Source organism: Rhizobium leguminosarum bv. viciae USDA 2370 (assembly GCF_002008365.1).
GTDB lineage: Bacteria > Pseudomonadota > Alphaproteobacteria > Rhizobiales > Rhizobiaceae > Rhizobium > Rhizobium leguminosarum.
This window is the reverse complement of sequence record NZ_MRDL01000039.1, coordinates 102,497-123,089: the sequence shown is the minus strand read 5'-3', so window position 1 is coordinate 123,089 and position 20,593 is coordinate 102,497. Positions and strand designations below refer to the sequence as shown.

Annotated in this window: 22 protein-coding genes and 1 pseudogene; 14 read left to right on the top strand and 9 right to left on the bottom strand. The window is 60.5% G+C overall.

The genetic code is table 11. The features are described 5' to 3' along the window. Positions 1-19: 19 nt before the first annotated feature. Positions 20-333: pseudogene (locus BS629_RS21180) on the bottom strand (hypothetical protein). A 214-nt stretch (positions 334-547) separates the two neighbouring features. Here BS629_RS21180 and BS629_RS21175 point away from each other — a divergent pair. From BS629_RS21175 to BS629_RS21155, 5 genes are all read left to right on the top strand, one after another. Next, positions 548-874 carry a hypothetical protein gene (locus BS629_RS21175; protein ID WP_018241745.1) on the top strand — a complete coding sequence of 109 codons (327 nt, stop codon included), beginning with the start codon at positions 548-550 and terminating at the stop codon, positions 872-874. A gap of 154 nt (positions 875-1,028) precedes the next feature. Further along, positions 1,029-2,480: a cryptochrome/photolyase family protein gene (locus BS629_RS21170; RefSeq protein ID WP_018241744.1), complete on the top strand. Its 1,452-nt coding sequence runs from the start codon at positions 1,029-1,031 to the stop codon at positions 2,478-2,480. Next, a complete protein-coding gene (locus BS629_RS21165; protein ID WP_018241743.1) occupies positions 2,477-3,808 on the top strand; it encodes an NAD(P)/FAD-dependent oxidoreductase in 1,332 nt (443 codons plus the stop codon). Before BS629_RS21170 ends, BS629_RS21165 begins: the two co-directional genes overlap by 4 nt. Then, positions 3,805-4,656 carry a DUF1365 domain-containing protein gene (locus BS629_RS21160; protein ID WP_018241742.1) on the top strand — a complete coding sequence of 284 codons (852 nt, stop codon included), beginning with the start codon at positions 3,805-3,807 and terminating at the stop codon, positions 4,654-4,656. Before BS629_RS21165 ends, BS629_RS21160 begins: the two co-directional genes overlap by 4 nt. 93 nt (positions 4,657-4,749) lie before the next feature. Further along, the gene (locus BS629_RS21155; protein ID WP_018241741.1) at positions 4,750-6,009 is read left to right on the top strand and encodes an SAM-dependent methyltransferase; all 1,260 of its coding nucleotides are present in this window, start codon (positions 4,750-4,752) and stop codon (positions 6,007-6,009) included. On the opposite strand, the gene BS629_RS21150 is transcribed toward BS629_RS21155, so the two are convergent. Continuing rightward, positions 6,010-6,843: an SDR family NAD(P)-dependent oxidoreductase gene (locus BS629_RS21150; RefSeq protein ID WP_018241740.1), complete on the bottom strand. Its 834-nt coding sequence runs from the start codon at positions 6,841-6,843 to the stop codon at positions 6,010-6,012. Positions 6,844-6,942: 99 nt separating this feature from the next. After that, positions 6,943-7,602 (bottom strand): ChrR family anti-sigma-E factor, encoded by a 660-nt coding sequence (locus BS629_RS21145; RefSeq protein WP_018241739.1) that lies wholly within the window; start codon positions 7,600-7,602, stop codon positions 6,943-6,945. Between the two features lie 225 nt (positions 7,603-7,827). Here BS629_RS21145 and BS629_RS21140 point away from each other — a divergent pair, with 225 nt between their 5' ends. Genes BS629_RS21140 through BS629_RS21125 form a run of 4 tightly spaced genes read left to right on the top strand, consistent with a single transcriptional unit; the run spans position 7,828 to position 11,063 of the window. Further along, positions 7,828-8,865 (top strand): cysteine synthase A, encoded by a 1,038-nt coding sequence (locus BS629_RS21140; RefSeq protein ID WP_018241738.1) that lies wholly within the window; start codon positions 7,828-7,830, stop codon positions 8,863-8,865. Between the two features lie 6 nt (positions 8,866-8,871). Continuing rightward, on the top strand, positions 8,872-9,609 hold the full coding sequence (locus BS629_RS21135; protein WP_018241737.1) for an alanyl-tRNA editing protein: 738 nt from the start codon (positions 8,872-8,874) through the stop codon (positions 9,607-9,609). An 18-nt stretch (positions 9,610-9,627) separates the two neighbouring features. After that, on the top strand, positions 9,628-10,497 hold the full coding sequence (gene sseA / locus BS629_RS21130; protein WP_018241736.1) for a 3-mercaptopyruvate sulfurtransferase: 870 nt from the start codon (positions 9,628-9,630) through the stop codon (positions 10,495-10,497). A gap of 5 nt (positions 10,498-10,502) precedes the next feature. Continuing rightward, positions 10,503-11,063, top strand: coding sequence for a GNAT family N-acetyltransferase (locus tag BS629_RS21125; protein ID WP_017963991.1), 561 nt, complete (start codon positions 10,503-10,505; stop codon positions 11,061-11,063). Positions 11,064-11,093: 30 nt separating this feature from the next. On the opposite strand, the gene BS629_RS21120 is transcribed toward BS629_RS21125, so the two are convergent. Next, complete coding sequence (locus BS629_RS21120; protein ID WP_018241735.1) at positions 11,094-11,330, bottom strand: hypothetical protein; 237 nt, start codon at positions 11,328-11,330, stop codon at positions 11,094-11,096. Positions 11,331-11,408: 78 nt separating this feature from the next. Here BS629_RS21120 and BS629_RS21115 point away from each other — a divergent pair, with 78 nt between their 5' ends. After that, complete coding sequence (locus tag BS629_RS21115; protein WP_018241734.1) at positions 11,409-11,912, top strand: DUF1203 domain-containing protein; 504 nt, start codon at positions 11,409-11,411, stop codon at positions 11,910-11,912. Positions 11,913-12,037: 125 nt separating this feature from the next. Here BS629_RS21115 and BS629_RS21110 read toward each other — a convergent pair whose 3' ends face one another. The 5 genes from BS629_RS21110 to ald form a co-directional block, all read right to left on the bottom strand. Further along, positions 12,038-12,322, bottom strand: coding sequence for a DUF1330 domain-containing protein (locus tag BS629_RS21110; RefSeq protein ID WP_026188366.1), 285 nt, complete (start codon positions 12,320-12,322; stop codon positions 12,038-12,040). Positions 12,323-12,383: 61 nt separating this feature from the next. Further along, complete coding sequence (locus BS629_RS21105) at positions 12,384-12,932, bottom strand: flavin reductase family protein (protein WP_018241732.1); 549 nt, start codon at positions 12,930-12,932, stop codon at positions 12,384-12,386. A gap of 67 nt (positions 12,933-12,999) precedes the next feature. Beyond that, positions 13,000-13,749 carry an SDR family oxidoreductase gene (locus BS629_RS21100; protein WP_077988443.1) on the bottom strand — a complete coding sequence of 250 codons (750 nt, stop codon included), beginning with the start codon at positions 13,747-13,749 and terminating at the stop codon, positions 13,000-13,002. Between the two features lie 256 nt (positions 13,750-14,005). Beyond that, positions 14,006-14,935, bottom strand: a complete 930-nt coding sequence (locus tag BS629_RS21095; RefSeq protein ID WP_032980114.1) for a helix-turn-helix domain-containing protein — start codon at positions 14,933-14,935, stop codon at positions 14,006-14,008. Positions 14,936-15,162: 227 nt separating this feature from the next. Beyond that, positions 15,163-16,281 carry an alanine dehydrogenase gene (gene ald, locus BS629_RS21090; protein WP_018241730.1) on the bottom strand — a complete coding sequence of 373 codons (1,119 nt, stop codon included), beginning with the start codon at positions 16,279-16,281 and terminating at the stop codon, positions 15,163-15,165. Between the two features lie 156 nt (positions 16,282-16,437). Here ald and BS629_RS21085 point away from each other — a divergent pair, with 156 nt between their 5' ends. From BS629_RS21085 to BS629_RS21065, 4 genes are all read left to right on the top strand, one after another. After that, positions 16,438-16,899, top strand: a complete 462-nt coding sequence (locus BS629_RS21085) for an Lrp/AsnC family transcriptional regulator (protein WP_018241729.1) — start codon at positions 16,438-16,440, stop codon at positions 16,897-16,899. 71 nt (positions 16,900-16,970) lie between these two features. Continuing rightward, positions 16,971-17,852 (top strand): DMT family transporter, encoded by an 882-nt coding sequence (locus BS629_RS21080; RefSeq protein ID WP_077988442.1) that lies wholly within the window; start codon positions 16,971-16,973, stop codon positions 17,850-17,852. 85 nt (positions 17,853-17,937) lie between these two features. Further along, on the top strand, positions 17,938-18,342 hold the full coding sequence (locus tag BS629_RS21075) for a PilZ domain-containing protein (RefSeq protein ID WP_018241727.1): 405 nt from the start codon (positions 17,938-17,940) through the stop codon (positions 18,340-18,342). Between the two features lie 254 nt (positions 18,343-18,596). Then, complete coding sequence (locus tag BS629_RS21065; RefSeq protein ID WP_018241726.1) at positions 18,597-20,585, top strand: bifunctional 2',3'-cyclic-nucleotide 2'-phosphodiesterase/3'-nucleotidase; 1,989 nt, start codon at positions 18,597-18,599, stop codon at positions 20,583-20,585. The last annotated feature ends 8 nt before the right edge of the window (positions 20,586-20,593 follow it).

The window sequence follows — 20,593 nt, the reverse complement described above, 5'->3', positions numbered from 1 at the left end:
GCCTTCGAACCGCCTTCGCCTAGAAGGCCGCCGTACCCGAGGTGACGATCAAGTCGCAGGAAAGCCGGAGGCCAATCGGGTCGTGGCAGAGGTCATTGGCACCATCGGCTCCAGTGCGGCCGAAGCATCGGCGCGCAGGTAGGCTTGCGTAGCCGGATCGACGCGCATCGGCGCGGCGGTCCAGAGCGAGGGACGGCTGACGTCGATCGCGGAAATTTTAGCCCTGTCATTCCTGACGGCGTAGGAGGCGACCGCCATGCCACTCATCGTCAAGGTGAGCACAAGTGCGATCTGGAGACCAAGATCTGCGGCTTCGCGAATGGAGATGAACATAGCGGCCTCATGCCACGGTTTTTTTAGTATCTCCGCATGCAAGTAGGACATGCGCCGGCGCCGATCCAGCGCCATCGCCCGTTAAGGTTTACGCATAACCATGCCGGGTACGCAGCGAGGCTTGAATGCAGGTTTTCGGCAAATTTCGGAACAATGATTCCATCAGCCGGTTACGCCTGGGTCATCCAAGATGAAAATCCAAGGAGGATATCCCATGTCTAAGTCCCTTATCGCCGCTTCGCTGCTTGCGATCGGCATGGCATCGTCAGCCTTTGCCCAGTCGAACCCCGATCCAATCGGGCCGACAAATGGCGGCTCGACTGATCCGAATTCGGGTACCTATTCATCCGACTACACCAACGATGACAACGGCATTCGTCCGGTACCCGTCTCGCCGGTCGATCCGACGACGACACAGAGCATCGGCCAGCCGAGGACGATGGAATGCCCCGGCATGCCGCAACAGATGTCCGGCGTCGACACGCGCGGTGGCCAGAGCGGCGCATCGATCAGCGAAGCCTGCCGCGAATACGACAACTAACCGACAGACTGCTGCTCTCAGAAAAGGCCGGTTCACGCCGGCCTTTTTGATATCCCGAAGGCCATGAAAAGCTTTTTCCGCCGGATGAAACTTTTGATCCGCGCGCTCCGTACATCCGTAGCAGGTTGAAAAGAACACCAACGGAACGGCTTCATTGGCAAAGGACATCGCAAACCCTGTTATCCTCTGGTTTCGCAAGGACTTGCGCCTTGACGACAACCGGGCTCTCGATGCCGCCCATCGCTCCGGGCGTCCTATCATCCCCCTCTATATAAGCGAGCCGGAGGCAGCAGGCACCGGTCCGCTGGGCGCTGCGCAGGCCTGGTGGCTGCATCATTCGCTGGAAGCGCTCGACAGATCGCTGCGCAAGCGGAGAAGTCGGCTGGTGCTGGCAAGCGGCGAGGCGTTCGAAGTGCTCCGCGCCTTCATCAGGGAGAGCGGGGCCGAAGCCGTCTTTTGGAACCGGCGCTACGATCCAGCCGGCATCTCCATCGACGACCGTATCAAGCACGAATTGGAAAAGCAGGCGATCGAGGCAAGAAGCTTTGGGGGCCAGTTGCTGCACGACCCTTCCCGGCTGGTGACCGGCAACGGCACGCCCTATCGCGTCTACACGCCGTTCTGGCGCGCGCTGGAGGGCGGCGGCGAACCGGAGCCGCCGCTGGAGGCGCCGGCAAAACTGCGGCTTGCGTCGCAATTTCCGAAATCAGAAGCGCTGGAGAGCTGGAAGCTGCTCCCGACGAAACCGGACTGGGCGGGCGATTTTACCGATCTCTGGACTCCCGGCGAAGAGGGCGCGCATGAGAAGCTGCGTGCCTTCATCGAAGACGCGCTCGACGGCTACAAGGAAAACCGAGACTATCCTGCGAGACGCGCGACGTCGATGCTGTCGCCACACCTGGCGTTCGGCGAGATCTCCCCTGCCCGCATCTGGGATGCCACACGCGGCCTGTCGAAACGGGTGGCAGTGGCCGATGTCGTGCATTTTCGCAAGGAGATCGCCTGGCGCGAATTCTCCTATCACCTGCTTTTCCACTTCCCGCGTCTTGCATCGAACAACTGGAACGAGCGTTTCGACGGCTTCGAATGGCGCAACGACGACGACGATTTCAAGGCGTGGCACCGCGGCATGACCGGCTATCCGATCATTGATGCCGGCATGCGCCAGCTCTGGCGCCATGGCTGGATGCACAATCGCGTACGCATGATCGTCGCCTCCTTCCTCATCAAGGATCTGATGATCGACTGGCGCCGGGGCGAAGCTTGGTTCCGGGATACGCTTGTCGATGCCGATCCCGCCAACAATGCGGCAAGCTGGCAATGGGTGGCGGGCTCGGGAGCCGATGCCTCGCCGTTTTTCCGCATCTTCAATCCGGTGTTGCAGGGCGAAAAGTTCGATCCCGACGGCAACTATGTCAGGACCTATGTGCCGGAGCTTCGAGAGCTCGGGGCAAAATACATCCACCGGCCGTTCGAGGCGCCGAGGAGCATGCTCGACGAGGCCGGCATCGCGCTTGGCCAGACCTATCCGAAACCGATCGTCGATCACGCACTCGCCCGCAACCGGGCGCTCGCCGCCTACAATGCCACGAGGGATGCCGCATGAACGCGCACTTCCGTCCAGCTCCACGCCGGCTGAAGATCGCCGTCATCGGCTCCGGCATCTCGGGCGCCTCCGCGACCTGGGCGCTGTGTCAGGTGCACGACGTCACGCTTTATGAAAGCCAAGCACGGGCCGGAGGCCATACGGCGACGGTCGACGCCGATTACGACGGGGTTCAAATTGCGGTCGATACCGGCTTCATCGTCTATAACGAACAGAATTACCCCAACCTGACGGCGCTGTTTGCCGAACTGGGCATCGCGACACATGCAAGCGATATGAGCTTTTCGCTCTCTCTGGATCGCGGCAGGCTGGAATGGAGCGGCGGCGGGCTGTCCTCGATCTTTGCGCAAAAGCGCAACCTGCTGCGGCCATCGTTTCTATGGATGATCCGCGAGATCCTGCGCTTCAACCGCAGATGCCTCGAAGATCGCGCCGCCGGCCATCTCGCCTCGCGCTCGATCGGCGATTATCTCGACTGGCGTGGCTTCTCGCCCGGATTCACCAACAACTATCTCGTGCCGATGGCGGCGGCGATCTGGTCGACACCATCAACCCGCATGCTGCAGTTTCCCGCCGAGCATTTCGTCAATTTCTTCGACAATCACCGGCTGATCTATCGCCGGCAGCACCAGTGGCGCACAGTGACCGGCGGCAGCCGCACCTATCTCGACCGGCTGCTGCGGCCGCTCGGCGAACGCGTGAAACTTTCCTGCGGCGTGCGCAGCGTCGTCCGCTCCGACCGCGGCGTCACGATCATCGACGAGACGGGGATCGAACACCCGTTCGATAAGGTGATTTTCGCCTGCCACAGCGATCAGACAGCCCGCCTGCTCGCCGATGCCACCGATCGGGAAAGCAGGCTGCTCGCCGCCATCCCCTATCAGCCGAACCGCGTCGTCCTGCACCGCGACCAATCGCTGATGCCGCAGCGGCGCAAGGTTTGGGCCTCATGGAACTATCTCCGTTCAAGCCGTGAAGATGGAAAGGCCGACGTAGCCGTGACCTACTGGATGAACCGGCTGCAGGGCATCGACGATAAATTCCCGCTATTCGTGACCCTCAATCCCGACCGCGAGCCGGACCCCCATAAAGTGTTTGCCGAGTTCACCTATGAACATCCGCAATTCTCGGCGGACGCCATGGCCGCACAGCAGGCGCTCGCCGTCATTCAGGGAGAGAACCATTGCCATTTCGCAGGTGCCTGGACGGGATACGGTTTCCATGAAGATGGCCTCGTTTCCGGTCTGGCGGCGGCAGAAGCCTTGGGCGGGATCATACCCTGGCGGACTGCCCGAACCTCGGAACCTCAACCGGACGTGGCGGCATGACAAGGCGCGGCGAAAAACTTGGCATGAACGCAGTAGCCAATGGTGTCCCACCGGATGCCGCCGCCGCGCTCTATGTCGGCGAGATCATGCATCAACGGATGAAACCGTTCGGCCATCGCTTCCGCTACCGCGTCTTTTCGCTGCTTGTCGATCTCGACAGACTGGACGAGGCCGGCGGGTTATCGGTGCTGTTTTCCGTCAATGGGCCCAATCTCATCTCGTTTCACGAGAGGGACCATGCCGATACCAGAGACACATCACTGCGTGCCTATGCCGACCGGCTGCTCGCCAAGGCGGGGCTCGACCGCGCGGACAGGATCCTGCTCGTCTGTTATCCCCGAATTCTCGGCTATGTCTTCAATCCGCTTTCAGTCTATCACGCCTATGATGCCGGTGGCGCAGTCGTCGCGATGATCTACGAGGTGCGCAATACTTTCGGCGAGCGGCACAGCTATGTCTGTCCGGTCGGCTGTGGCGAGATGTCGGAAAGCGGGCTTCGCCAGAGCTGCGACAAGCTCTTCCACGTCTCACCCTTCATCGGCATGGCGGCGCGCTATCATTTCCGCATGCTGCCGCCCGGCGCCGAAATCCGCTGGCGCATCCTGGAGAACGACTGCGAAGGCCCGCTTCTCTCGGCGACATTTTCCGGACGACAGGTGCCGTTGACCAGCGCCTTGCTGCTGGGGTTGACGGCGCGCATCCCCTTCCTCACCTTCAAGATCATCGCCGGCATCCATTGGGAAGCGTTGAAGTTGTGGCTGAAGGGGGCGCGCTACGTCCGGCGTCCTGCGCCCCCGCCTGAAGTCAGCGTCCGCCAGCCTCGCCCGCTTGCGGAAGCGGCGGAATGACATTAGCGTTCGATGCAATGGCCGGGGGGCGGCCGCGCGTATCATTAAGGGTGCTTCGTCCCTAACCGGCAGGAAAATGCTGGAGGAGGAGAAATGAGCAAGGCGCAGGACTGGAATCTGCTGGCTCGTGATGCAGTGACGCTGACGGCCGAAAACATGTCCCGCATGGTGAAGGGTCTGCCCTTCAAAGCAAAGCTGGCGCTGCGCGGACTTCTGCACATGCAGCACGGTTCGCTTGCCGTTACCCTTCCCGACGGCCGCAGGCTGCTGGTCGAGGGCAAGAAGGCCGGGCCAAAGGCGGCGCTCAGCCTCCACAACTGGAACCTTGCCTATCGGGCGCTGACGAGCGGCACGATCGGGGTCGCCGAAACCTATATGGACGGCGATTGGGACAGCCCTGATATCGCCGCCTTCCTCGAACTCTTCCTCGTCAATGGCGAGGCCGCGTTCAGCTATGCGCATGGCAAGGGCGGTCTTGGCCGCCTCTTCGAGCGCGTCCGCCATTGGATGAACACCAATACCAAAACGGGCTCGAAGCGCAACATTTCCGCCCATTACGATCTCGGCAACGATTTCTACAGGGAATGGCTCGATCCGAGCATGACCTATTCCTCAGCACTCTATTCCACCGGCGCCAACGATCTGCAATCGGCCCAGAACGCCAAATACCGGGCGCTTGCCGAGGCGACCGGCATCGGGCCCGGCGACCATGTGCTGGAGATCGGCTGTGGCTGGGGCGGTTTTGCCGAATTTGCCGCAAGCGAGCTGAAGTGCAAGGTGACAGGGCTGACGATCAGCCGCGAGCAGCTTGCCTTTGCCGAGGAGCGCATCCACAAGGCCGGCCTTGATGACCGCGTGGAATTCCGCTTCCAGGATTACCGCGATGAAGCAGGGCTCTACGACCGGATCGTTTCGATCGAGATGTTCGAAGCGGTCGGCGAAAAATACTGGCCGTCCTATTTCTCCAAGCTCAGGCAATGTCTAAAGCCGGGCGGCAAGGCTGGCCTTCAGATCATCACCATCCGGCCGGAATCCTTCGACCAGTATCGCAGCAACCCTGACTTCATCCAGAAATATGTCTTTCCAGGCGGCATGCTGCCGACGCGCAACCATCTGGCCGAACTCGCCGGCAAGGTCGATCTGTCGCTGGTCAAGGACTTCGGCTTCGGGCTCGACTACGCCCGCACGCTTGCCGAATGGCGCGAGCGTTTCTGGTCGGTCTGGGAGCGCATTCGCCCGATGGGCTTCGACGAGCGCTTCAAACGGCTCTGGGAATTCTATCTGTTCTATTGCGAGGCCGGCTTCCGCGCTCGCAATATCGATGTCCGTCAGGTCGTGTTTTCGCGTCGTTGATCATTCCGCCGCATGCGGCGTCACCGGATGGTGACCAGGCAATGGCGGTCGCTCCCGCCAGCCGGTCACGCGGTTCACCAGCGTGAAATAAGCGCCATAAGGGAGCAGACGCGCGAGCTTCAGCATGGTGGTGAAGCGCTTCGGGAAAGTGATCTCGAAGGCCTGCGATTTCAATCCGGCAGCAATCTCCCGGGCGGCTTCCTCGACCGATACCAGGGCCGGCATCGGAAAGGCATTTTTCCTCGTCGCCGGCGTATCGACGAAGCCCGGGCTGACGAGCTGGATGCGGATGCCCATCTTGTCGAGATCGAATTTCAGGCTTTCGGCCATATTGATCAGCGCCGCTTTGGTGGCGCCATAGGCAGCTCCTGTCGGCAAGCCGCCATAGCCGGTGACGGAGGAAACGATGGCGATCTGTCCCTGCCCTTTCGCCTTCATATGGCGGATCGCGGGCAACAGACAGTTGACGACGCCGGAGAGATTGACGGCAAAGCTCTTTTCGAAATCGCTGCGGTTCAGGTCCTCGGCGTGGACCGGCAGATAGACGCCGGCATTGAGGATCGCCATGGCGAGCGTCCCGTGCTCATATTCGATGGAGGCCATGACATGTTCCATATCCTCGGCATCGGTGACGTCGCCGTCGAGAACGACAATGCTGCCGGAAAGGCCGCGGGCTTCGGTCTGCAGCTCCACCAGCTTTTCGTGACTTCTGGCGGTGACGGCGACCTTGTATCCTTCGGCGGCGAGCTTTAACGCAAGCGCCCGGCCAATGCCTGAACTCGCGCCTGAAATCCAGACGATTCCATGTTCGGGATGGGCAATGAAATCACGCATGACATGTTCCTCCGGGCCGCCTGATTAACACGAAAACAGGTCCGGAAGTTTCTCTGCTCCTCCCGGATTTAGGGCTCTATCACACCATTGTGGCTGCTTTCAGCCGATCAGGTCGCCGATCATCTGACGAAAGGATCCGGTGAGCTTGACCGGCCCGTCCGAAACGGCAAAGGCGATGCAAGGCCTGTCCTTTTCGGCGACCGGCCGGTGGTCGACCGTCTCGTCGGCAATGGAGATGTCGCCGGGACCGAAACGGCCGCGTTCATCGTTGAAGGCGCCGTCGAGGATGAGGATCAGTTCCATGCCTTTATGGGTGTGCGCCGGCAAGGCGCGGCCCGGCCGGATCCACATCAGGCTGACCTCGCAGCCGTCCATGTCGAGCGAATATTCCCTGAAACCGGGCAATCGCCGGCGCCAGGGCACATCCTCGGCCTCGAAGCCCAAGAGAGCACGCAACGCTTGAGGAAACAGCGAATTTTCCGGTCGCGTGGCCGACTGCGCCGCCGGGACGGGAGATGCAGAGGAAAAGATCGCCGCAAGCCGCCCGTCGCGATCGGCAATGGCGACTTCAGGCGCGTTTTCCAGAGCTTCGCCTGCCAGCAGCTCGAGGCTGTTTACCAGGCTGCGATTGTCCGGTTTCATTTCGAGATGAGACTGCACCAGCACACGCGCCGGCTCAGGCAAGGAGCCGGCGACATAATGCGCCATCAATGCATCGATCGTGTCGATCTGCTCGTGAACCATCTCGGTTTCGGTCACGCCCTGTTGCCGCGCTCCGTTTTCGCTTTGTCGTCATCCGTACGGGGAAAGTCAATCTTCGGATCACCCCGCACACGGCGGGATTGCGGGGCCATAGTCATTTTGGGGAGGAAAGCCAAATTTTATCGCGTCCGACAGAGGTGTGGAATAGCTTTTCTTGCCAACTCAGCCTTGTGAAGGGAAAAGACCGTTCTTAAAGTAAGAGTTCGAATAGAGGCAGATTCCATGACCTTCCACCCCTCCGTCCTTGAAGCCATCGGCAACACGCCCCTGATCAAACTCAAGGGCGCCTCAGAGGTGACCGGCTGCACCATTCTCGGCAAGGCGGAGTTCCTGAACCCCGGCCAGTCGGTGAAGGATCGCGCCGCGCTCTACATCATCCGCGACGCAGAGCGGAAGGGATTGCTTCGTCCAGGCGGCGTCATCGTCGAGGGTACAGCCGGCAATACCGGCATCGGGCTGACGCTGGTCGCCAAGGCGCTCGGTTATCGCACCGTCATCGTCATCCCGGAAACGCAGAGCCAGGAAAAGAAAGACGCGCTAAAGCTGCTTGGCGCCGAACTCGTCGAAGTGCCCGCCGTTGCCTACAAGAACCCGAACAACTACGTGAAGGTGTCCGGGCGGCTCGCAGAGCAGCTGGCGAAGACCGAGCCGAACGGGGCGATCTGGGCAAACCAGTTCGACAACGTCGCCAACCGGCAGGCGCATATCGAAACGACCGCCAAGGAAATCTGGAAAGACACCGACGGTAAGGTCGACGGCTTCATCTGCTCGGTCGGCTCCGGCGGCACGCTGGCAGGCGTGGCTACCGGCCTCAAGGCTTTCAAATCTGACGTCAAGATCGGCATCGCCGATCCCGATGGCGCCGCTCTCTATGAATTCTACCAGAACGGCGCGCTGAAATCCGAGGGATCCTCGATCACCGAGGGCATTGGCCAGGGCCGCATCACCGCCAATCTCGAGGGTTTCACGCCTGACTATGCTTATCGGATCTCGGATGCCGAAGCGCTTCCCTATCTCTTCGACCTCGTCGAGAACGAGGGCCTCTGCCTTGGCGGCTCGACAGCGATCAACATTGCCGGCGCGGTCAATCTCGCCCGGGATCTTGGACCTGGTCACACGGTGGTGACGATCCTCTGCGATTACGGCAACCGCTATCAGTCGAAGCTCTTCAATCCGGATTTCCTCACCTCGAAGGGGCTGCCCGTTCCGGGCTGGATGGCCAAGTCGCCCGATATCCACGTTCCCTACGAACCCGTGTGAGAGCCCATGCCGGTCAATGCCCTCTATCGTGACGACTTCTATCTCTCGACGTGCGAGGCGGTCGTCACCGCCATTCACGAAGACGGGGGCATCGAACTGGACCAGACCTGCTTCTATGCGACATCAGGTGGCCAGCCTGGTGACACCGGCCAGCTCGAACGTGCCGACGGCAGCAAGATCGCGCTCGGTCAGACGAAGCATGGTCCAGGCAAAGATGTCATCATCCATGTGCCGCTCGAAAACGAGCCGCGGCCTGCGGTCGGCGAGACGCTGGTGCTGCATGTCGACTGGCCGCGCCGTTACAGGCTGATGCGCATGCACACGGCCTGCCACCTGCTTTCCGTCGTCTGCTCCTATCCGATCACCGGCGCTGCCGTCGGCGAGGAGGAGAGCCGCGTCGACTTCGATATGGCCGAAACGATCGACAAGGACGAGGTGACGACCAAACTGATGGAACTGGTCGAGCAGAACCATCCGGTCTATCTGCAATGGATCACCGACGAGGAGCTTACGGCCAATCCCGACATCGTCAAATCGAAGAACGTGCGCCCGCCGCTGGGGCTCGGGCGCGTCAGCCTCGTCTGCATCGGCGAGAACTCCTCGATTGACAGCCAACCCTGCGGCGGCACACATGTCTCCGAGACTCAGGAAGTCGGCCGGATCCATATCGCCAAAATCGAGAAGAAGGGCAAAGAGAACCGGCGCTTCCGCATCCGCTTCGGCACGCCCGGCGACGAAGCCTGACCATCAAGGGAGACCATCATGAGTGAGACCAAGAGCCGTTTCGTCGTTTCGGCCGACTGGCTGCAGTCCGAGCTCGGCAAAGCTGACCTGCGCGTGCTGGACGCCTCCTTCTATCTGCCGGCGCAGAAGCGCGATGCTGATGCCGAATATGCGGCCGGCCATATTCCCGGCGCCATCCGCTTCGATCAGGACAAGATTGCCGATCATTCAACGTCGCTGCCGCACACGATCCCCTCGCCCGATTATTTTGCCGCCGAAGTCGGCCGGCTCGGCATCAGCGAGAATGATCGGATCGTCGTTTATGACGGCATCGGCCTGTTCGCCTCGCCGCGCGTCTGGTGGCTGTTCCGGGTGATGGGCGCGAAAAACGCCTTCGTTCTCGACGGCGGTCTCGACGGCTGGAAGGCCGAGGGCCGTCCGCTGGAAACCGCAGCACCCAAGCATGTGCCGGCGACCTTTACGCCGAATTTCGATGAAAGCCGCGTGGTGACGCTCGATACGATGCGCGACATCGTCTCCAGCGCCGCGATGCAGATCGCCGATGCCCGCAGCGCCGGCCGCTTTGCAGCCGCCGAACCCGAACCGCGTGCCGGCATGCGCTCCGGCCATATGCCCGGCGCCCGCAGCCTGCCATCCGGCGTCTTCGCCAACCAGGGCCGGTTCAAGTCGCTGCCCGAACTCAGGCAGACGATCGAAGATGCAGGCATCGATCTTTCAAAGCCTGTCGTCACGTCTTGCGGCTCGGGAATCACCGCCGCCATTATCACGCTGGCGCTGGAATCGCTCGGTCATCACGACAACAAGCTTTATGACGGCTCGTGGAGCGAATGGGGCAGCCGTGACGATACGCCCATCGTCGCCGGTCCGCCGACGCCGGTCAAAGCCTAATCGCCATGGGGAAGACACCCGCTTCGCTGAAAGCTCACATCACCCGGCTCGAAATGACGGCGCCGCCGAAGGCAAGCATGCCGGTGCCCGTCAATATCCAGACGGCGATCATGCGCGCTCCCGAGATCCCATTGCCCTTCTACCGCTATCTCTACCGGCAGGTGGGTGCGCGCTGGCAATGGGTGGATCGGTTGCGCATGAGTGACGAGCAGCTTGCCGAGACGCTAAACGACAAGCGCAACAATATCAGCGTTCTCTACGTGAACGGCGCGCCCGCCGGATTCTACGAATATTTCTGCGAAGACGAGGATATGATCGAGCTCAGCCATTTTGGCCTGATCGAACATGCGCTCGGTCTCGGCATCGGCAAATGGTTCCTGCTGCAGGCGCTCTATGCCATCTGGTCGCTCAATCCGAAGCGGGTCACCACCACCACCAACAATCTCGACCATCCGCGTGCGCTGCAGCTCTACCAGATGTACGGCTTCTCTCCCGTTTCGACCGGCACCGGCATCGTCCGGCCGCTCAGCGACAAGGAGCTTCTGGAGATTGCGCGGAAAAGCTGACGGCTTCTTTCCCGACGTCAGCGGAGGTGGCTAACGCCGCGTCAGGCTATTCGGGCGGCGCGGGTCGTTTCGGCGTTCGAAATCGAGCGTGCGGCCCGACTGTTCCTTCAGTTCCGCCACTTCCCGGCGCAGAGCCCTGAGCTCTTCCAGTATTTCTGCATTCTGTTGCGCCAGCAGCGCCAGATCGATGTCGGCCAAGGCGTTCTCCTTTCGGCTTACAACGTACGCGCAGAAGATACTCCGCTTTTCACTCTCCGGCGATCTCATATGCAGACGCAGGCAAGAATCGGGTGGCTTGCCCGCTCGTCCAGGTGCATTTCATGGCAATCACAAAGGAGATCTGCCATGACCGCCATTCGTTTTGTCGCCATGCCGACGACCGACGCCGAACACCTCTGGAACGGCGGCCGCGACGCCTATGACAGGCTGCCCGAGACGATCGTCTCCGATGGTCCCGGCCATCCCTGCCGCCATTGCCTTCAGAATATCGATGCGGGCCAGGCGTTGCTGGTCTTTGCCTACCGGCCCTTCCCCGAGTTGCAGCCCTATGCCGAAACCGGCCCTGTCTTCCTGCACAAGCAGCCTTGCGCACGCTATGCCGCCGAAGAGATCATGCCGCCGATGCTGACGACGAGCCGTGACTTCATCGTCCGCGGCTACAGCGAGAACGACCGCATCGTCTACGGTACCGGCGCGGTGACTGAGATCGGCGATATTCCGGCCTATGGCAAAGAGCTGCTGGGACGATCTGATATCGCCTATGTGCATGTGCGTTCCGCGCGCAACAACTGCTTCCAATGCCGGATCGACAAGGTAAAGGCGCCGGCCCTGGCGGAGACCGGCGCCTGATAGGCGGAGGGCGAAGCGCAACAGGAAGTCGTCAACTCGCCCGCACGCTCCTTCTGCAGTGATCGGCGAGGCAGTTTCGGTTTCCCCTGACGAATGCTGTCGGGATCGCGCGCCCTCGAATCTTATTAAACGCCACGCAAGGCAATGATCCGCGAACCTGCGGCCGCCTGCCGTTGGTGTGCGAGCGGCGCATATCCGGGCGATGCAAAGAGACCACGGATGGCATCCATATCGTGAAACTCGATGATCAGCATATTCGTCGCCTGCCAGCCTTCGAGTTCGAGCGGCGCGTCATCGAGAGCAATGAGGCGGCCGCCGGCCTTTGCCACCAGAGGCAGGGCCTTGGAGCGGTAATCGGCAATGGCTTCGGGGTCGTGGATATCGAGATCGACAACGAGATAGGCGGACATGTTCATATCCTTTCAATCAATGTGAAGTTTAGGGATGTTTTTTTGCGTGCAGCGGCGCGCTTTATGGCAAGTGCCGCCACTTGACCATGCGCTTCCGGAGATCGAGTGTGCCGCCATCCACGGTGAAGCTGCCGTCACCGCGATGATGCATGGTCCGTCGTTCCTTGCGGCTCTCGTCAATCCAGATCCTCTTTGCTTCGAGGATGAAGAGATTGTATCGATCGACGAAGCTCGGATCGGCAACACGGCATTCGATATTGGCAAGGCAGTCCACCAGCAACGGCGCCGCGACATCCTTTGCTGGACGAGTCCTCAGGCTGAACCGCTCGAACTTGTCCACCGTGTCACCGGAGCAATTACCGATGTCCACCACGGTTTCGGCAAGATCGACCGCTGGAATCGCGATCACGCATTCGCCGGTCTTTTTCAAGGTCTGGTGGCTGAAGTCCCAAGGGCCGATGACGCAACCGATCAGCGGCGGCGCATGCTGGATCATCATGTGAAAACCCATCGTCATCACATTGGGCGTTCCCTCAAGGCTCGTCGTCACAAGAACGATCGGGCCGGGTTCGAGCAGGCGATAGGTCTGGGAAGCGGAAATCTCATTCATCGTCCGGCTCCTTCGTGAGTCTCTTCCCCGCATGTATGCGGGGAAGCTGAAAGACCTTCTGGTGTGGTTACCAGCCCTGTTCGACCGGCAGAACGAAGAGTTCTGCGACATTCACATGGGCAGGCGCCTGCGCCGCGAAGACGATGGTGTCGCCGATGTCTGCGCCCTGCAGGAACGTCATCTGCTTGGCAAGGTCGTCCATCTGCTTGAAATAGCCAGGCTCCGTGATGTGATCATACAGCTCGGTCGCCACGGCGCCTGGCTGGATGCACGTCACCCGAATGTTGTGCTTCTGGCCCACTTCCATGCGCAGGCCGTCGGAGAACGCGGCCACCGCATGTTTGGTGGCGCAATAAACCGACAGGCCTTTGAAGACCTTGCGGCCAGCAATCGACGACATGTTGAAGATGTGGCCCGAATGTTGATTGATCATCTGCGGCAGAACTGCAGCAGTGGTGTTCAGCAGGCCTTTCACATTGACGTCGACCATCCGGTGCCATTCGTCGACTTTAAACTGATCCACATCCGAAAGCGGCATCAGGCCAGCATTGTTGACGAGAATGTCGATCGAACCATAGGCACCCACCAGCTTTTTGACGCTGGCTTCGACGGAGGCTGGATCGACCACGTCCATTTCGATCACGAGGGCTTCACCGCCCCCAGAGGCGATCTCCTTTTGGAGGCCTTCAAGTTTGTCGGTGCGACGGGCGGCGATACCGACCTTTGCGCCGGCCTCGGCGAGCTTCAACGCGGTAGCGGCACCGATGCCGCTCGAGGCGCCGGTGACCAGCGCGATTTTTCCATTGATATTCGTCATGGTTTATCTCCTTGACTGGGCGCCCTTCCAACCGAAAGGACGGTCGTGTTCGACAAGGAGGAACATAAGGAGGAGTGATCGATCCCTCTCTCGGGACCTTGCGAGACCTGTCGGGATCTTGCTCAAATCCGCAAGGACCAAGCTGAAATGCTAAAGCATGTCGCACAAAAGTGTGCAGCGGTTTTGCGACAACGACATGCGTAGAAACCAAGACCTAAAGCGCAATGAGCGAATCTGAAAAAGATCGCGACGCGCTTTAGCTGCGACGGTAGTCGCTGGGGGAGACGCCAGCCTCCCGGCGGAAAATTTGAGCAAAATGGCTAGGGCTCGAATACCCCACGGACATGCCGATCTCGATGATGCTGGTGCTGGTTTCCTGCAGAAGTTGCTGGGCTTTGGCTATGCGTTGGCGAATGAAATAATGGGATGGAGAGAGGCCGGTGGCCTTCTTGAAGAGGCGGCTGAAGTGAAAAGCGCTCATGCCGGCCGTTTGCGCCAGACGTGCGAGATCAAACGGCTCTTGAAGGTTGGCTTCCATGAATGCGATCGCCCGCCGTAGCTTGGCGCCCGGGAGTGCATTTGACGGCCGTGCCTCTGCGTCGAATGTTGCATATTGTCGGATAAGGTGAACAGCGAGCGTCTGCGCCAATCCCTGCACGAAGAGCCGACTTCCCTGCCCTTCTGCCGTCAGTTCAGCATGGATCAGTTCCAGCATGCTGGAGAGATGTTGGTCGCGGCCGCCCGATATGTCGCGCAGGCGCATGGCGCTGGCAGCCTTGCCGAGAACCCCTTCCGCCACCCGGTCAAACAACGGAACGGAGAGATAGAGATGCATTACCTGGAAAGGTTCGTCTCCCTCGGCGTGCCAGCGCATTTCGTATGGCGTGGGCGACCGCGTCAGAAAAAAGTCCCCGACTCTGACTGTATTGGCCTCCCACTCCCCGCCCAGATCGCGTTCCTCGACACATGCCTGACCTGAGATCACCCAAACAACGAGAGGCTCGGCGACCGCTGGGACAAGAAAGGGATGTTGCACCTTCAGGCGGGAAAACACCTGCACGAATATATCAGTCCAGGCTGGTCCATCCCCGCTGACGAGTGTGCTGCCGGCAATATATGTTTCGAGGCCGATAGGTGATGTTCGAAGCGGAACCGGCGATGTTTGCTCCCGACTATCAACCGTCATTGCTGCTCCGTTTGGATGGCGACTGCCCATCAGCATGATACGATGCCAACTGATCGGGCGGGACACAACTCGTCGCGCTGCGTGACGAGGAAAAGCATAGCTCCAACGCCGCCGACGGTCGCGGTTCGATTACAGGTGCGCCGTCATACAAAGAAGGCGGCATCCCTTCGGATACCGCCCTGCCGGCCGAAAATAGCGCAGTAAGTCGTCACCTGGAGTCAGCTAGCTTACGCTACGTTCAGCACGCTCTCCGGCGCAAAGGCTTCGTAGCCAAGTGCGTCGGCGACCGGCTTGCTGGTGATGCGGCCCTTGTGGACGTTGAGGCCGTTCCTCAGATGCTTGTCTTCGGCGATGGCGCGCAGACCGCGATCGGCAAGCGCCAGGCCATGAACCAATGTGGCATTGTTCAGCGCGTGCGCCGAGGTGACCGGCACGGCGCCCGGCATGTTGGCAACGCAATAATGCACGACGCCGTCGACTTCGTAGGTCGGATCCGAATGGGTGGTTGCATGCGAGGTCTCGAAGCAGCCGCCTTGGTCGATGGCGACATCGACGATGACGGAGCCCTTCTTCATGCCGGAGAGCATCTCGCGGGTGACGAGCTTCGGAGCAGCAGCGCCGGGGATCAGCACGGCGCCGATAATGAGATCGGCCGAGAAGACTTCCTCCTCCAGCGCCTGGATGCTGGAATAACGCGTGTGGATGCGGCCCGAGAAGATATCGTCAAGCTGGCGCAGGCGCGGTAGCGACTTGTCGAGAATGCTGACATCGGCGCCAAGGCCGGCGGCCATCCTGGCGGCATGCAGGCCGACAACGCCGCCACCGATGACCGCGACCTTGGCCGGCAACACGCCGGGTACGCCGCCGAGCAGGACGCCAAGGCCGCCATTGGCCTTCTGCAGCGCGGTCGCTCCCGCCTGGATCGACAGGCGTCCGGCGACCTCCGACATCGGCGCCAGCAACGGCAAGCCGCCGCGCTCGTCGGTCACCGTCTCATAGGCGATCGCGGTAACGCCCGAGGCGATGAGACCCTTGGTCTGTTCGGGATCCGGCGCCAGATGCAGATAGGTGTAGAGAAGCTGGCCGTCACGGAGCTGCGCCCATTCGGCGGGCTGCGGCTCCTTCACCTTGACGATCATGTCGCACTTTTCGAAGATATCCTTGGCGGAGGCGGCGATCCTCGCGCCGGCCGCGGCATAGGCGGCATCATCAGCGCCGATACCGACGCCAGCTTTGGTCTCCACCCAGACCTCGTGGCCGTGGGCAACATATTCGCGCACCGAAGCCGGCGTCAGACCGACGCGATATTCATGATTCTTGATTTCCTTCGGGCAACCGACACGCATGCGCGTTCCTCTCAATTTTATCTCCGCGGCCGCGGATTTTTCAGATGAGGAATCCAACCATCAAGGCAGTGAAATGTCCTTGCAAAGACGATTTGCGAAGAGGTGATTTTTCGGCGATTATTGCGTTCATTCTATCTTTTTTCGAAAGTTCTTCGAATGGCCGATCTCGACACCATCGATCTTGCGATTCTTAAGGCGCTGCAGGCCAATGCCCGCATGACCAATGCGGAGCTTGCCGAAAGGATCGGACTGTCGCCTTCGGCCTGTTCGCGCCGGCTCGATATCTTGGAAAGAAGCGGCGTCATCGGCGGCTACCATGCGCGGCTTTCACACAAGGCGCTCGACTACAAGATGATCGCCATCGTGCATATCTCGCTCTCCGGCCAGTTCGCCAAGACTCTGGCGGAATTCGAGGCAGCGGTGAAGCTCTGTCCGAACGTACTCGTCTGTTACCTGATGTCGGGCGAATACGACTATATCCTCAGGGTCGCCGCCCGCGACCTCGAGGACTATGAGCGCATCCACCGCGACTGGCTGTCGGCCCTTCCCCACGTCGTCAAGATCAATTCGAGCTTCGCGCTCAGAGAAATCATCGACAAGCCGAATGTCGGCCTTTGAGGCCTTGCATCTTTGCCGAAAGCCTGTCCAGACTTCGATGCGCGCGGGCGTTTCCCGCTCATTGGCAAGTCATGACATCGAACACCCAAGGCTATATTTTCGCGCTGTTGGCGCTCACCATTTTTTCACTGCAGGACGCCATCTCGAAACATCTGGCGACGGCCTATCCGCCAATCTTCGTGACGATGATCCGCTACTGGGCCTTTGCGCTTTTCACGATCATCCTCGCGTCAAAGATGCGCGGCGGGATTAAGACGACGGCCCGCACCAAACGCCCCTTCCTGCAGGTGACGCGCGGCGTTCTGCTTGCGGTTCAGGTGGTTCTGGCCATCACCTGTTTTGCCGTGATCGGCCTTGCCCGTTCACAGGCGATCTTTTCCGCGACGCCGATCCTGATCGCACTGCTGGCGATGCCGATCCTCGGCGAGCGGGTCGGGTGGCGGCGGTGGGCAGCGATCGGCGCCGGACTTTTCGGGGTACTGCTGATCCTGAAGCCGGAAGGCGAGTTTTTCGACGTGAAGCTGCTTCTCGCCGTCATTTCCTGCTTCAACTTCGCCTTCTACGTTATCGCCACCCGCCTGGTCAGCCGCGACGATTCGTCGATGACCAGCTTCTTCTATACCGGCGTCGTCGGCGGCGTCACGATGACGCTGGTCGGGCCGTTCTACTGGAGCTGGATGGCGCCGGGCGACTGGGGCTGGATGGCGCTCGTCTGCATGACCAGCATCTCCAGCCATTATTTCCTGATCCGCGCCTACGATGTTCTCGATGCCGCCGCTGTCCAGCCGCTGACCTATCTGTCGCTCGTCTATGCCTCTATCATCGGCATGGTGATCTATGGCGAAACGCTCAGCTTCAACATGATCGTCGGCTCGGCGATCGTGGTTGCCGCCGGCATCTTCACCGTCTGGCGCGAACATGTGGTGGGACGCAGAGCGGCCGCCGCCAACTGACGGTTTCACTGCAATTTTAGCCAAGCCCCTAAAACCATTTCAATTTTCCGGCGCTATGCTCCCCGGCTGTACCAAGGGAGACAGTATGACCCGCAACTTGAAAATCACGGCCCGAAAGGCCGACCGAAAAAACTGCCGCGTGTTCGGCCATGTCAAATATCTGAACAGCCAGGTGGATGCCCGCATCCTCAACCTATCGCCGACCGGTGCCGCCCTGGAGATGAAGGGACCGCTCCATGCCGCCTCCGGCAGCAAGGTGCGCATCGAGGCCGAAAACCTCGGCCTGCTCGAAGGCGTCATCCGCTGGAAGCACAATGGCCGAGTCGGCATCCAGTTCGACGTGAATTCGAATGCGCGGGCACAGATCTCCTCCTATTTCCGCTTTTTCCACAAGGAGATGCGGCCTGTGCTGGCGGTACGCCCGCTGGTTAGAACCGCCACCAACGTCGAGCGGACGCCTCACTTGGCGACATCGACGCTGAAATCGTAAGGCTGCACCCTTTGGCCGAAGGAGCGGCTGAGATCGTTCCAGTAGCTGCGATCGACACCGACCGCCGAGGGTGACCGTGGCCCTACGTCTGCGGCAGCCGGGCGCCGAGTGACTGCACCATAAATTGCATTTCAGAGCCACGACGCTTTTCCGGCGGATTGTTTCGACGTCCTGTCATTTTCGCAGTGTACTCCTCGCCAAATCGTCCTAATTCTGACGGGCCGGACGATGCATGATCCTGAAGGAGAGTTTCCATGTCTTCCATTTTCGATGTTGGTGTAATGAGCCGCCGTTCCCTGCTCGGCGGCCTGGCCGCCACTTCCGCCCTGGTGCTGCTGCACCCTTTCAGCGCGCGCGCCAGCGCCAACCAGGCGCATCTCAGGCTGATGGAAACGACCGATATTCACGTCAACGTCTTTCCCTATGACTATTATGCCGACAAGCCGAACGACACGATGGGCCTGTCGCGCACCGGGACGATCATCGACGGTATCCGCGCAGAGGCCATCAACTCGCTGCTGATCGACAATGGCGACGTGCTGCAGGGCAATCCGATGGGCGACTACATGGCCTATCAGCACGGCATGAAGGACGGCGACGTCCATCCGGTGATCAAGGCGATGAACACGCTCGGCTATACTGTGGGCACGCTCGGCAATCACGAGTTCAACTACGGCCTCGACTTCATGTTCAAGGTCCTATCAGGCGCGAACTTCCCCTTTGTCTGCGCCAACCTGACCAAGGGCCAGCTCGCCTCGGACCCGAAGCAGGACGATCTCTTCTTCAAGCCCTACATCATCTTGGAAAAACAGATCAAGGACGGCGCCGGCAACGAAAGCCCCGTCAAGATCGGCTTCATCGGCTTCGTACCGCCGCAGATCATGCTCTGGGACATCAAGAACCTTGAGGGCAAGGCTCAGACGCGCGATATCGTCGAGGCGGCCAAGGCCTGGGTTCCCGCCATGAAGGAAGCCGGCGCCGATATCGTGATTGCGCTCTCGCACTCCGGCATCGATGGCAGCGCACCGTCCGAAAAAATGGAAAACGCCTCGCTGCATCTCGCCGCCGTCGATGGGATCGACGCGATCTTCACCGGCCACCAGCATCTCGTCTTCCCAGGCCCGAAGAGCTGGGACGGCGTCGCCAATGCCGATCCCGTCAAGGGCACGCTGCACGGCAAGCCCACCGTGATGGCCGGTTTCTGGGGCTCGCATCTCGGCCTTATCGACCTGCTGCTCGAAAAAGACGGCAACAGCTGGAAGATCGTCGATTTCACCTCGGAAGCACGACCGATCTATCATCGCGACGACAAGAAGAAGGTGGTTGCCGACTACGCCGACAAGAAGGAAGTGGTCGAAGCCGCCAAGGCCGAGCACGAGGCGACACTGACCTATGTCCGCACCCCCGTCGGCAAGACATCCGCGCCACTCTATTCCTACTTCGCACTGGTCGCCGACGATCCCTCCGTGCAGGTCGTCAGCCAAGCCCAGACCTGGTACATCAAGCAGATGCTCGCCGACACCAAGTTCAAGGACCTGCCGGTGCTTTCGGCGGCGGCCCCCTTCAAGGCCGGCGGTCGCGGCGGCGCCGACTACTATACCGACGTTCCGGCCGGCGATATCGCCATCAAGAACGTCGCCGACCTCTATCTCTACCCGAACACGGTGCAGGCGGTTGCCATCACCGGCGCCCAGGTGAAGAACTGGCTCGAAATGTCAGCCGGCATGTTCAATCACATCGAGGCCGGCTCGAAGGATGCGGCGCTGCTCAACAACGATTTCCCGTCCTACAATTTCGACGTCATCGACGGCGTCACCTACCAGATCGACCTGTCGCAGCCGCCGAAATATGATTCATCAGGCAAACCGATCAATCCGGACGCCAACCGCATCCAGAACCTCGCCTTCAATGGCAAGCCGATCGATCCGGCTCAAAAGTTCGTCGTCGTCTCGAACAACTACCGCGCTGGCGGCGGCGGCAATTTCCCCGAGATCACCGCTGATAAGGTGATCTTCCAGGCGCCGGATACCAACCGCGATGTCATCGTCCGCTATATCCATGATCAGGGCACGATCAATCCGTCGGCCGACGCAAACTGGACCTTCAAGCCGCTCCCGGGCACGACCGCGACCTTCGAAAGCGGCCCGAAGGCGAAGCAGTTCCTCGCCGAGGTCAAGAGCGTGAAGATCGAGGATGCCGGCGAAGGCGCCGACGGCTTCTCGAAGTTCAGGCTCGTCCTTTAGGCGAAAAA